10 protein-coding genes are annotated in these 13,190 nt (G+C 52.5%); 2 read left to right on the forward strand and 8 right to left on the reverse strand.

Going from position 1 to position 13,190, the window contains the following annotated elements; all coding sequences use genetic code 11:
• Window position 1 precedes the first annotated feature (1 nt).
• The 8 genes from nuoH to lrhA all read right to left on the reverse strand — a co-directional run bounded on the left by nuoH (window position 2) and on the right by lrhA (window position 10,394).
• The gene (nuoH, locus tag BG55_RS12315) at window positions 2-976 is read right to left on the reverse strand and encodes an NADH-quinone oxidoreductase subunit NuoH (RefSeq protein ID WP_034938105.1); all 975 of its coding nucleotides are present in this window, start codon (window positions 974-976) and stop codon (window positions 2-4) included.
• Window positions 973-3,699 (reverse strand): NADH-quinone oxidoreductase subunit NuoG, encoded by a 2,727-nt coding sequence (gene nuoG, locus BG55_RS12320; protein ID WP_034938106.1) that lies wholly within the window; start codon window positions 3,697-3,699, stop codon window positions 973-975. Before nuoG ends, nuoH begins: the two co-directional genes overlap by 4 nt.
• 207 nt (window positions 3,700-3,906) lie before the next feature.
• A complete protein-coding gene (gene nuoF, locus BG55_RS12325; protein ID WP_034938107.1) occupies window positions 3,907-5,253 on the reverse strand; it encodes an NADH-quinone oxidoreductase subunit NuoF in 1,347 nt (448 codons plus the stop codon).
• On the reverse strand, window positions 5,250-5,765 hold the full coding sequence (gene nuoE, locus BG55_RS12330; RefSeq protein WP_034938108.1) for an NADH-quinone oxidoreductase subunit NuoE: 516 nt from the start codon (window positions 5,763-5,765) through the stop codon (window positions 5,250-5,252). The genes nuoF and nuoE overlap by 4 nt, the downstream gene beginning before the upstream one ends.
• A gap of 2 nt (window positions 5,766-5,767) precedes the next feature.
• Window positions 5,768-7,567, reverse strand: coding sequence for an NADH-quinone oxidoreductase subunit C/D (gene nuoC, locus BG55_RS12335; RefSeq protein WP_034938109.1), 1,800 nt, complete (start codon window positions 7,565-7,567; stop codon window positions 5,768-5,770).
• Window positions 7,568-7,673: 106 nt separating this feature from the next.
• The gene (locus tag BG55_RS12340) at window positions 7,674-8,348 is read right to left on the reverse strand and encodes a NuoB/complex I 20 kDa subunit family protein (protein WP_034938110.1); all 675 of its coding nucleotides are present in this window, start codon (window positions 8,346-8,348) and stop codon (window positions 7,674-7,676) included.
• 15 nt (window positions 8,349-8,363) lie between these two features.
• Window positions 8,364-8,801, reverse strand: a complete 438-nt coding sequence (locus tag BG55_RS12345) for an NADH-quinone oxidoreductase subunit A (RefSeq protein WP_034938111.1) — start codon at window positions 8,799-8,801, stop codon at window positions 8,364-8,366.
• Window positions 8,802-9,467: 666 nt separating this feature from the next.
• Window positions 9,468-10,394 (reverse strand): transcriptional regulator LrhA, encoded by a 927-nt coding sequence (gene lrhA / locus BG55_RS12350; RefSeq protein ID WP_034938112.1) that lies wholly within the window; start codon window positions 10,392-10,394, stop codon window positions 9,468-9,470.
• A gap of 861 nt (window positions 10,395-11,255) precedes the next feature.
• On the opposite strand from lrhA, the gene BG55_RS12360 reads away from it, so the two are divergent.
• Together BG55_RS12360 and yfbR are read left to right on the forward strand one after the other, a co-directional pair.
• Entirely contained in the window at window positions 11,256-12,470 is a 1,215-nt protein-coding gene (locus tag BG55_RS12360; protein WP_034938116.1) for a pyridoxal phosphate-dependent aminotransferase, read from the forward strand.
• Window positions 12,471-12,593: 123 nt separating this feature from the next.
• Complete coding sequence (yfbR, locus tag BG55_RS12365) at window positions 12,594-13,190, forward strand: 5'-deoxynucleotidase (protein ID WP_034938118.1); 597 nt, start codon at window positions 12,594-12,596, stop codon at window positions 13,188-13,190.

Consider the following 13,190-nt stretch of genomic DNA (forward strand, 5'->3'; position numbering starts at 1 on the left):
CTCAGGCGTTGTACAGAATCACTGCGGCAGTTGCCAGCAGGTTCAGCAACGTTAACGGCAGACAAACTTTCCAGCCGAACGACATCACCTGGTCGTAGCGCGGACGTGGTAACGCCGCGCGGATCAGAATGAACATCATCATAAAAAACGCCGTTTTAATGGCGAACCAGAAAACAGGCGGCAGCCACGGGCCGTTCCAGCCACCGAAAAACAGCGTCACAATCAGTGAGGAAACGGTGACGATACCGACATATTCACCGACAAAGAACAGGCCGAACTTCATCCCGGCGTATTCAATGTGGTAACCGTCCGCCAGTTCCTGCTCTGCTTCCGGCTGGTCGAACGGATGACGGTGGCACACGGCCACACCGGCGATGGCAAAGGTCAGGAAGCCAAAGAACTGCGGGATAATGTTCCACAGGTGCTGCTGGCTGTTGACGATATCGACCATATTGAACGATCCCGCCTGCGCCACCACGCCCATCAGCGACAGGCCAAGGAACACTTCATAACTCAGGGTCTGCGCCGAGGCACGCATCGCGCCTAACAGCGAGTATTTGTTGTTACTGGACCAGCCAGCGAACAGCACCGCGTAGACCGCCAGCCCCGCCATCATCAGGAAGAACAGCAGGCCGATATTCAGATCGGCACCCATCCAGGTTGAGGTCACCGGCACGATAGCCATCGCCAGCAGCAGTGAGGTAAAGGCGATCATCGGCGCGAGGGTAAAAATTACCCGGTCGGTAAAGGGCGGCGTCCAGTCCTCTTTGAAGAACATTTTGATCATGTCCGCCACCAGCTGGAGCGAACCACCCCAACCCACACGGTTAGGCCCGTAACGGTTCTGGAACAGGCCAAGCAGACGACGTTCGCCAAAACTCATAAAGGCACCGCAGCCCACCACCACAAACAGGATCACTAAGGCTTTTGCGACGGCAATAATGACGTCAATAACTTCCGGTGTCAGCCAGCTCATTGTGCCGCCTCCCGCAGATTATCAATGCTCGCACCCAGCAGGAACGGCGGAATACCCGGCATCCCCAGCGGCAAACCGACCTGCCCTGCCTGCAAGGTTTCAGAGAAACGCACCGGCAGACGCAGCGTTTCGCCTGCGCAGGTAAACTCAACCGATGCGCCGGCATTAACACCGAGCGCGGCGGCGTCAGCAGGATTCACCATCAGATAAGGCTCTGGCATCCGTTGCTGGATAACCGGTGAACGCTGGGTCATCTCCTCGCTGCCGAACAGCTGGAAATAAGGCGCGACACGCCAGCTGTTTTGCTGACCGCTGAACGTCTCTGGCACCGTATCGAACCAGTCAAGCTGGCCGCTACCGGCTTCAAACAGGCGAACGCCGGGGTCGCCATTGCGCAGCTTTCCACCCACTTCATCCTGGAATTTATTCCACGCCTGCGGGGAGTTCCAGCCCGGAGCCCAGGCAAAAGGAATTTGTGAACGGGCGGCAGACGGCTGGTTGTTTCCTTCCATTGAGAAAGCAAACATGGTGTCTTTATCCTGCGGCTGACGCGGCTCATGCACGCTGATATTGGCGCGCATGGCGGTACGACCACTGGAGCGGGCTGGTGAACGAGCCAGCTTCTGACCACGAATACGGAAGCTGGCATCCGGCGCAGCATCTTTAATGCCAGCCAGCTGCGGCAGGGCCGTAACACAGGCATCGATAACATGGTCCAGCTGCGTCCAGTCCACCTGGCGGCTGCTGATAGTGCTTTGCAATGAGTGCAACCAGCGCCAGCTCTCCAGCATCGCCACGTTATGGTCATAATAGGCCGGATCGTAAACCTGGAAGAATCGCTGAGCGCGCCCCTCCTGGTTAACCACGGTACCGTCGCTCTCTGCAAAACTGGCGGTTGACAGGATCAGCCCCGCTTTCTCCATCGTCGCCGTGCGCTGATGATCGATAACGATCACGTTTGGCGTGTTACTCAGCGCCGCATCGACCGTGGCTTTTGGCGCATGACGGTAGAGATCGTTTTCCATGATGATCACCGCATCTGCCGATCCATTTTCCAGTTCGCTCAGCGCCGCATCCAACGGCTGGCCACCAATCAGGCCAAGTCCAACGCTGTTTGCGCTGCCGGCCAGCAGGGTGATACCGACATCCGCGCCACGGCCTTTCAGGGCTCTGGCAACGTTAGCCGCAGCCTGGATCATCGCCTCGCTGCCTGCATGCACGCCGGAAATAATCAGCGGTTTCTTCGCACCGGCCAGCGCCTGGACCACCACGTCAATTTTGCTGGCCAGTGAACGATCAATCCCTTCCACCGCTGGCGCGGTTTCATCCAGTGCGTGAGCAATGGCAAAGCCAACGCGAGCCTGATCTTCGATCGGCGCACGATAACTCCATGCGGCGATATCATCCAGACGGGTGGCATCAACGTTAGTGACAAACAGCGGATGTTTGGCGTGCTGTCCGATGTTCATGATGGCCGCAATCTGCCAGTCAGCCACTTTTTGTGCCGCCGCCATCTGGCGGGCCTTGCCCTTGACCGCCTGACGCACTGACAGCGCCACGCGCGCGCCAACCTGAGTCAGGTCTTCACCCAACACCAGCACCGCATCGTAACTTTCAATTTCGCGCAGGGCTGGCGTATGGATGCCGCCGTCGCGCAGTACGCTCAGCATCAGCTCCAGACGGGCCTGCTCACCGGCAGGGATGCCCGTGGAGAAGTTCTCTGCGCCCACCAGTTCACGCAGCGCAAAGTTGCTTTCAATGCTGGCGCGTGGTGAGCCGATGCCGATAACTTTCTTCGCCTGACGCAGTACATCTGCCGCACCCTGCATTGCCTGTTCCGCATTGAGCGCGATCCAGTCATTGCCACGACGCTGCATCGGCTGGCGTGGCCGGTCTTTCAGGTTGACGTAGCCATAGCCAAAGCGACCACGGTCACAGAGGAAGTACTGGTTAACGGTGCCGTTGTAACGGTTTTCAACGCGACGCAGTTCGCCATAACGCTCGCCCGGGCTGGTGTTACAGCCAATGCTGCACTGCTGGCAGATGCTTGGTGCATACTGCATGTCCCATTTACGGTTATAGCGTTCAGAGTGCGTTTTATCGGTGAATACGCCGGTCGGGCAGATTTCTACCAGGTTACCGGAGAATTCGCTCTCCAGCACCCCATCTTCCGGGCGGCCAAAATAGACGTTGTCATGTGCGCCGTAGACACCCAGATCGCTGCCATCAGCGTAATCTTTGTAGTAACGCACGCAGCGATAGCAGGCGATACAACGGTTCATTTCATGAGAGATGAACGGCCCCAGATCCTGATTACGGTGGGTACGCTTGGTGAAGCGGTAGCGACGGAAGCTGTGCCCGGTCATCACGGTCATATCCTGAAGATGGCAGTTGCCGCCCTCTTCACACACCGGACAGTCGTGCGGGTGGTTGGTCATCAGCCACTCCACCACGCTTTCACGGAACTCTTTGGCCTCTGCATCATCAATAGAGATGAAAGTGCCATCCGATGCTGGGGTCATACAGGACATTACCAGGCGGCCACGCGTATCTTCGGCGTTCTGGAATTGCTTTACCGCACACTGACGGCAGGCACCGACACTACCCAGCGCCGGATGCCAGCAAAAATAAGGAATATCAAGACCGAGTGAGAGGCAAGCCTGTAACAGGTTGTCCGCACCATCGACGTCATATTCTTTACCGTCTACATGAATTGTAGCCATAGTGAACATGCTCAAGTAAGGCTCGTACCAGACGAGCGTTAAACAGAATTCTTCTACCTGTCATCTTGTCTGTCACAGCGGCGTTGACTGCGTTTTTATCCTGGACACTGGCTAATCCCTGCGTCCGGAGTGCTTTTGATGTCGCCTGACTGTGACTGAAAAACCTCAGGTAAAATCAGCGATGACTTCTCGCATCTTAATTTTTCTTTACCAACGGGACTTCAGCAGGTTGGCCTGGATTCCGGCTATCGCGTGTGCGTTGCCCCATACCTGTGGCGCGATGCCTGCCTCAAACTCTTCACGGAAATATTTGATTGCGCTTTGCAGTGGCTCTACTGCACCTGGCGCGTGCGCACAGAAGGTTTTACCCGGGCCTAACTGTCGACAGAGTTGCATCAGCGTTTCGATATCACCCGGCTGCCCCTCTTTACGTTCCAGCGCGCGCAAAATTTTTACGCTCCACGGCAGTCCGTCACGGCATGGCGTACACCAGCCGCAGGATTCGCGGGCAAAAAACTCTTCCAGATTGCGCACCAGCGAAACCATGTTGATCTCGTGATCAACCGCCATCGCCAGCGCGGTGCCCAGACGGCTGCCCGCTTTGCCGATGCTGGCAAATTCCATTGGCAGGTCAAGGTGCGATTCAGTCAGGAAATCGGTCCCTGCGCCCCCCGGCTGCCAGGCTTTAAACTTCAGGCCATCACGCATACCGCCAGCATAGTCTTCCAGGATTTCACGGGCGGTCGTACCAAACGGCAGCTCCCAGACGCCTGGGTTTTTCACCCGACCGGAGAAACCCATCATCTTGGTGCCAGTGTCTTCACTGCCGGAAATGCCTTTGTACCACTCGACACCATTGGCAAGAATGGCCGGCACGTTGGACAGGGTTTCGACGTTGTTTACGCAGGTCGGTTTACCCCATGCGCCTGCCGAGGCGGGGAATGGGGGCTTTGAACGCGGGTTAGCGCGCCGTCCTTCCAGCGAGTTAATTAACGCGGTTTCTTCTCCGCAGATGTAGCGGCCCGCGCCGGTATGCACGATCAGCTCAAAATCGAAACCGGTGCCGAGAATATTTTTTCCGAGATAGCCTGCTTCTGTCGCTTCCGCTATGGCCCGGCGCAGATTGACTGCGGCTTCGATGTACTCGCCACGCAGGAAGATGTAGCCACGATAAGCCTTCAGGGCAAAGGCGCTGATCAGCATTCCCTCAACCAACTGGTGCGGCATCTGCTCCATTAACAGGCGGTCTTTATAGGTGCCTGGCTCCATCTCATCGGCGTTACACAACAGGTAACGGATATTCATGGATTCGTCTTTCGGCATCAGGCTCCACTTCAGTCCGGTGGAAAACCCCGCGCCGCCGCGACCTTTTAATCCGGAGTCTTTTACCGCCGCAACAATATCTTCCTGCGACATGGTCTTGAGCGCTTTGTCGGCACCGGCATAACCGTTTTTGCTACGATATTCGTCGAAAAATACCGGCTGTTTATCGTCACGCAGACGCCAGGTCAGCGGATGCGTCTCCGCAGTACGAATGATCTCTTTAAATGTCATTGATACTGCTCCAGTAAGTTGACGATGTTTTCCGGCGTCAGGTGAACATGGGTGTCTTCATCCACCATCATCGTCGGGCCTTTATCGCAGTTACCCAGGCAGCAGGTCGGCAGCAGTGTGAAGCGACCATCCGCCGTAGTCTGGCCGGGCTTAATACGCAAATTCTCTTCCAGTGCCGCCTGAATACCCTGAAAACCGGTGATGTGACACACCACGCTGTCGCAATAGCGGATCACATGGCGGCCAACCGGCTGACGGAAAATCTGGCTGTAAAATGTCGCCACACCTTCCACATCACTGGCGGGGATGCCCAACACTTCAGCAATGGCATTGATGGCACCATCCGGCACCCAGCCGCGCTGTTTCTGGACAATCTTTAACGCTTCGATGGAAGCCGCACGGGCATCTTCGTAATGGTGCTTTTCATGTTCGATAGCATCATGCTCAAGCGCGCTCAGCACAAAGGGGGCGTCGTCTTCGATCGTTTCAATCGCAATTCGTTGATCGTGCATAATTAGCGGTCCACGTCTGACATAACAAAATCGATACTACCGAGGTATACGATCAGGTCGGATACCAGGCTGCCGTTGATCACCGAAGGGATCTGTTGCAGGTGCGGGAAGCTGGGCGTTCGCACACGGGTGCGATAGCTCATGGTGCTGCCGTCACTGGTCAGGTAGTAACTGTTAATCCCCTTGGTCGCCTCTATCATCTGGAAGGATTCATTGGCTGGCATCACCGGGCCCCATGAAACCTGTAAGAAGTGAGTGATCAGGGTTTCGATATGCTGGAGCGTGCGCTCTTTTGGCGGCGGTGTGGTCAGCGGATGGTCAGCTTTGAACGGGCCTTCCGGCATGTTTTTCAGACACTGCTCAAGGATGCGCATACTCTGGCGCATCTCTTCCATTTTCAGCATCACACGGGTGTAGGCACAGCTGACACCATCACCAATCGGCACTTCAAAATCGAAATTCTGGTAACCGGAATAAGGACGCCATTTACGCACGTCAAAATCCAGGCCGGTGGCGCGCAAGCCTGCGCCGGTGGTTCCCCAGGCCAGTGCTTCGTCCAGACCATAAGCAGAAACCCCTTTGGCACGGCCAATCAGCACGGAGTTTTTCAGTGCGGTTTGTTCGTACGCTTTCAGCCGTTTTGGCATCCAGTCGAGGAATTCCCGTAGCAGGCGGTCCCAGCCTTTCGGCAAATCGTGCGCCACGCCGCCAATGCGGAACCAGGCCGGGTGCATACGAAAGCCGGTAATAGCTTCTACGACATCATAAATTTTCTGGCGATCGGTAAAGGCAAAGAACACCGGCGACATGGCACCGACGTCCTGAATAAAGGTGGAGATGTAGAGCAGGTGGCTGTTAATTCTGAACAGCTCTGAAAGCATTACGCGAATCACGTCAACGCGCTCTGGCACTTTAATACCAGCCAGTTTCTCCACCGCCAGTACGTAGGGCATTTCGTTAACACAGCCGCCAAGGTACTCAATACGATCGGTGTAAGGAATATAGCTGTGCCAGGACTGACGCTCCCCCATCTTTTCTGCGCCACGATGGTGATAGCCCACATCCGGAACGCAGTCGACAATCTCTTCGCCGTCCAGTTGCAGAATGATACGGAATGCGCCGTGTGCAGAGGGGTGGTTCGGCCCCAGGTTGAGGAACATAAAGTCTTCGTTGGCGGTGCCGCGCTTCATGCCCCACTCTTCCGGCTTGAAGGTCATCTGCTCCATTGCCAAATCTTCGGTCTGTTTTGTTAACTCAAACGGATCGAATTCCGTGGCACGCGCCGGATAATCCTTACGCAGCGGATGCCCTTCCCAGGATTGCGGCATCATAATGCGTGTCAGATGCGGGTGACCATCAAACGTGATGCCAAACATTTCCCAGGTTTCGCGTTCGTACCAGTTCGCATTAGGGAAAATGTTAGTGATGGTGGGCAGATGCAGGTCTTTTTCAGACAGCGCCACCTTCAACATAATGTCGCGATTGCGCTCAATGGAGATGAGGTGATAGAACACGGAAAAATCGGCAGCAGGCAAGCCCGCCCGATGGGTTCTTAACCGTTCATCCATGCCGTGAAGGTCGTACAACATTACGTAAGGTTTCGGCGATTTCCGCAGAAACACGATTGTTTCCAGTAATTGTTCACGCTTAACCCATACCACCGGAACACCGGTGCGGGTTGGCTGAACGGTAAAGGCATCAGGCCCAAAACGGTTACGCAGATCCTGGACAACCGGATCATCCAGATGATCCCGGGTTTGCCATTCTGGCTGAGCAAGATCTTGCGTGGTCAAATCTGTCATAAGTCGTTCACCATGTGTGTGACTCAGTATTGGCATCAGGATGAGGCTGGCGCGGATGTTATTTTGATATGCGCCGGATTATTCGGGACCTCACCCTTTACGTGCTTTAAATTTCATCCGGGGTGCGCAGGTTAGTCACCGCGATGCGTTCGCCCTGCTTTCTTTCACGCTCTGATTGCATATTGGCACGGTAGACACCCTGATCGCCTACCACCCAGGAGAGCGGGCGGCGCTCTTTACCGATCGATTCCTGTAACAGAAGCAGTGCCTGCATATAGGCTTCAGGACGAGGTGGACAGCCAGGAATATAAACATCGACCGGCAGGAACTTATCAACACCCTGCACGACAGAGTAGATATCGTACATGCCGCCTGAATTGGCGCAGGCTCCCATTGAAATTACCCACTTGGGCTCCAGCATCTGATCATACAGACGCTGTACCACCGGAGCCATTTTGGTAAAACAGGTTCCTGCCACCACCATAAAGTCGGCCTGGCGCGGCGAGGCACGAATAACTTCGGAACCAAAACGCGCCACGTCATGTACCGAAGTAAATGACGTGGTCATCTCGACATAACAACATGAAAGACCGAAGTTAAATGGCCAGAGAGAGTTTTTGCGTCCCCAGTTGACCATGTCATGAAGGGCGTGCTCAAGTTTGCCCATGTAGACGGTCTGGTTAACGTGCTTCTCCAGAGGATCGGTGACAATCTCCTGTTTCTGCAATGGGTAACGGTCGTTCTCACCGTTTGGGTCGGCGCGGGTGAGCGTGTAGTCCATCTTTGTGCCTCGCTGTTACTGCGTATGACGTTTGGAATGCGAAATGGTGGTTGATTTGACCACGACACGACGTGGGGGCGGGGCCCAGTCCAGCGCGCGGATACGGATCAGATAAACCAGACCAGCAAGCAGTACCAAAATGAAAATTGTGGCTTCGACAAAGCCCGTCCAGCCGCTCTCACGAATGGCCGTTGACCAGGCGTACAGATAGAGCGCCTCCACGTCGAAGATGACGAAGAACATGGCGACCAGATAGAACTTTGCAGACATGCGCAGTTTGGCAGTACCAACCGGGGCTGCACCGGATTCAAAAGGGGTGTTGGTGTAACGCCCACGGGCTTTTCCACCGAGAAACCACGCTCCGGCCAACATTGCACAGCACAGACCGATAGAGACAATCAGAAAGACGGCAAACGCCCAGTGATGAGCGACGACTTCAGTAGTTGTTGACATATACTCTGCTTCATTCAAAAACGTGGAATCAGATTTCCTGCACTTATTAACGGCAGTCTTTCTGGCACGTGATTCAAGGGAAAAACAAAAAACCTTATAAATCTTGCTGTCTTTGTTGATTAAGCAGCAATTTTATGGGGTTTTTTACTCCTTTACATAACCTTTTGTCAACTTTAACAAAAGTATCCACACATTATTTTACACCAGTATCATTTATTTAACATTTGATGCGTAAAAAATGAGCTAAATCGTGTCAGTCGCATTCTGTGAATAGAGTGTAGCGGGTATTTCCCTGTGTGGATCGGGGATTTAACAACGCGTATTCTCGCAGGATTCACACGCTTTTCCTTCCCCTTAAAAGGGTTATTTTTTTGATCCAGAACACAGTTTTGTCTTTTATAAGATGAGGGTAACTCAGAGAGTTGGCGTAAAGATCAATTCAGCATAAAAGGCCATCGCTGAAAGCGGTCGGTTAAATTTTTTTTCAGATGAAAAAAACATCTGCTGAAAGATGTGGAAAATAAAAGGGATATTCGGAAACGCATGTCAAAAGATAACAAAAAAGCCTTTTGGCTCAGAATAGTCACCAAAAGGCTTTTTTAAACAGAATGTAGTTTTTAATCTTAGAGAATTAACAATTAATATTAAACGCTAAGAACTGAAAAATCACTCGTCATCATCCGGGAAAGAAGTGCCGTCCTGAAGGCCGGTGGTCAGATTATAAGGATCGTTACTTGATTCCATGGCGTTAAAAATAGCCAGAGCAAGTTCACTCGAACTGTCCGGATTACGGCAAAGCAAATATTCAGTGTCTGGTAAAACCGGCAGACCCTCTGCCGCACCCATTACACGCAATTCCGGGCTCATCATCTCAACCGGACGGGCTGTCACCCCCAGTCCGGCTTTGACCGCTGCCCTGACTGCTGCAAGTGTGGAAGCAACATAAGAGATGCGCCACGGAATGCCCGCTTCGTTGAGATGATCGATAGCCATATCCCGATAAGGGCTGGGCTCATCCAGCAATACCAGTGGAATTGCCTCCCCACGCTGAAAAATATAGTCCGCAGCGCAGTACCAGAGCGTTGGAGAAGTACGCAACACCTGCCAGGTAAAGTTCATCGGACTGGACGTGGTAACCACCAGGTCAACTTCACCCTGATTAAGCATCTCCATCATAAACGGATTGCGCTTCACCCGAACGTCGATCGCCAGCTTGGGATAGACTGACGTCACGCGGTTGAGCAGAAACGGCAGAATGGTATCGGAGGTATCATCAGAAGCACCAATGGTCAGCACTCCCTGGATATTACTGTACATCAGCGATGTACAGGCCTCGTCGTTAAAACGCAGGATCTTTCTGGCGTAACCCAGTAACTGTATCCCGTGTTCCGTCAACAGTTTGTTGCGCCCGTGGCGGGCGAACAGCTCTTTGCCTACCAGTTGCTCCAGTCGTTGCATTTGCTGACTGACCGCCGACTGCGTTCTACACACTGCCGCCGCTGCCGCCGCGAAAGTATTCAGATCGGCAACAGCAACAAAAGTTCTCAGCAGATCGAGGTCGAGATTAAGGATTGGACGATTTGCACTAGTCATGTTTTCTTCACTTTTATAAGTTTTTTAATAACAGCTACCCTGGTGTTATTACCTTCTTTATCAGAGAGATAAATCGGTAATCATGCTGTAATGTAGTAAGATTTTCACCCTGACTGCATTACTTTCTAACGCAGACGTTGCAACCCCGGCGACCATAATATCTCTGGTTAACCCAGAGGTGAGCCGCCAACAGGCTCTTACGTCTGATACATCACTAATGCTTGCTTTGCTTCACTTTGCAGATGACAGAAAGTGTCACCTGACGCCTCAGCATTTCGGTAAATGCCAGATAACCAATTCATATCAGTGACACTCACCCTCAACCATTCAACGAATCGGAGCAGGTCCATCTCTTCACAGAAATGATTAATAATCTTTAACACTATCGATAAGAGAATCGTTAATTTTTCGCTTTTAGCGCCTGAGAGCCAGGTGCTAAATCTACTCAACATTATCCTGACATACTGTCGATTACTTTTTAAGCCTGAATCCGATTATTCTTATCAATAAAATAAGATTTTATTGGTTAACCCGTCAGAATAGTGCCTGTTTGTACAAAAATTTATCATTCAGTACCATTCTGACCAGGAAAGAAGCGGATTGGCACACATTTTTTCTGCATTTATTGTAAGAGTATCACAATGACACAAGGTTCATTTTTTAAACATTCAATTAAGCCTTATTTAACAGTTTAATCCTCCCTTTATCCATCAATAGTTACCAAATAAGGACAAAAAAAATCTTCAGGGCGCATCAACCTGCTAAAACCCGTGATGCCACTTCAAAAGCGCTTTGGAGAGGAGTACATTGTGCTGGTTCACTTTCCACGGCAGGAATGCAGCTTAGTCAAAGGCAGAAGAAATGACCCCAATTGATAAATCCAGCAAGCTGGATAACGTGTGCTACGACATCCGCGGCCCGGTATTAAAAGAAGTAAAACGCCTGGAAGAAGAAGGTAATAAAGTTCTCAAGCTTAATATCGGCAACCCTGCCCCGTTTGGCTTTGAAGCCCCTGATGAAATCCTGGTTGATGTCATCCGCAATCTGCCAGGCGCGCAAGGGTACTGCGACTCCAAAGGCTTGTATTCTGCCCGTAAGGCCATTGTGCAGCACTATCAGGCTCGCGGCATGCGCGAGATGACCGTGGAAGATGTCTATATTGGTAACGGTGTATCAGAGCTGATTGTGCAGTCGATGCAGGCATTACTGAACAGCGGCGACGAAATGCTGGTCCCTGCCCCGGACTACCCACTGTGGACAGCCGCAGTATCCCTCTCCAGCGGCAAAGCCGTACATTACCTTTGCGATGAGTCCGCAGGCTGGTTCCCGGACCTGGATGACATTCGTAGTAAAATCACCCCACGTACGCGCGGCATCGTCATTATTAACCCCAACAACCCCACCGGCGCGGTTTACAGCAAAGAGTTACTGCTGGAAGTGGTTGAACTGGCCCGACAGCATAACCTGATTATTTTTGCTGATAAAATTTATGACAAGATCCTCTACGACGCAGCTCAACATCATTCTATTGCGGCGCTGGCTCCGGATTTGCTCACTATCACCTTTAATGGCCTCTCCAAAACCTACCGCGTGGCCGGATTTCGCCAGGGATGGATGGTACTGAACGGGCCGAAAAAACATGCCAAAGGTTACATTGAAGGACTGGAGATGCTGGCGTCGATGCGCCTGTGTGCCAATGTTCCAGCCCAGCACGCCATTCAGACCGCGTTGGGCGGCTATCAGAGTATCAGTGAATTTATCGTGCCTGGTGGCCGGTTGTATGAACAGCGTCAACGCGCCTGGGAGTTGATCAATGATATTCCCGGTGTCAGTTGCGTGAAACCCGACGGCGCACTCTACATGTTCCCAAAGATCGATGCTAAAAAGTTTAATCTGCATGACGATCAGAAAATGGTGCTGGATTTTCTGCTCCAGGAAAAAGTACTGCTGGTTCAGGGAAGCGCTTTCAACTGGCCGTGGCCCGATCATGTGCGCATTGTAACCCTGCCTCATGTTAACGATCTTGAAATGGCGATAAGCAAATTTGGCCGTTTTCTTGAAGGCTATCATCAGTGATTGCCCTGCCCTGACGATCTGGCGTTCACTCCACTCAGGGCGCGCTCTGCCAGCGCGAACAACGTTTCACCAGGTCTGCGTAGCCGGATGTCCGGCTACCGCGTCACAGGAAAACCGTACCTTATGAATCAAAGCCACTTTTTTGCCCACCTCTCACGTCTGAAGCTGATTAATCGCTGGCCGTTGATGCGTAATGTACGAACCGAAAATGTCTCCGAACACAGTTTGCAGGTAGCCATGGTCGCTCATGCGCTGGCGGTGATAAAAAACCAGAAGTTTAATGGCAATCTCAACGCCGATCGTATCGCCCTGATGGCGATGTATCACGATGCCAGCGAAGTTCTTACCGGAGATTTGCCCACCCCGGTGAAGTATTACAATGCGCAAATTGCCCATGAATACAAAAAAATAGAAAAAATAGCTCAGTTAAAGCTGGTAGAGATGCTGCCGGAAGAGTTGCGAAATGCCTATCGTCCATTGCTGGATGAACAGCAGCGGAGCGAAGACGAAACGGCCATCGTTAAGCAGGCAGACGCGCTATGCGCCTACCTGAAATGCCTGGAAGAACTGTCAGCCGGAAACCACGAGTTCCAGCTGGCAAAAGCACGACTGGAAAAAACTCTCAGTTCACGTCACAGCCCGGAAATGGACTATTTTGTGGAGGTGTTCGTTCCCAGCTTTAACCTTTCGCTGGACGAAATCAGCCAGGAGTCGCTGTAA

This window comes from Erwinia mallotivora, from assembly GCF_000590885.1.
GTDB classification, from domain to species: domain Bacteria; phylum Pseudomonadota; class Gammaproteobacteria; order Enterobacterales; family Enterobacteriaceae; genus Erwinia; species Erwinia mallotivora.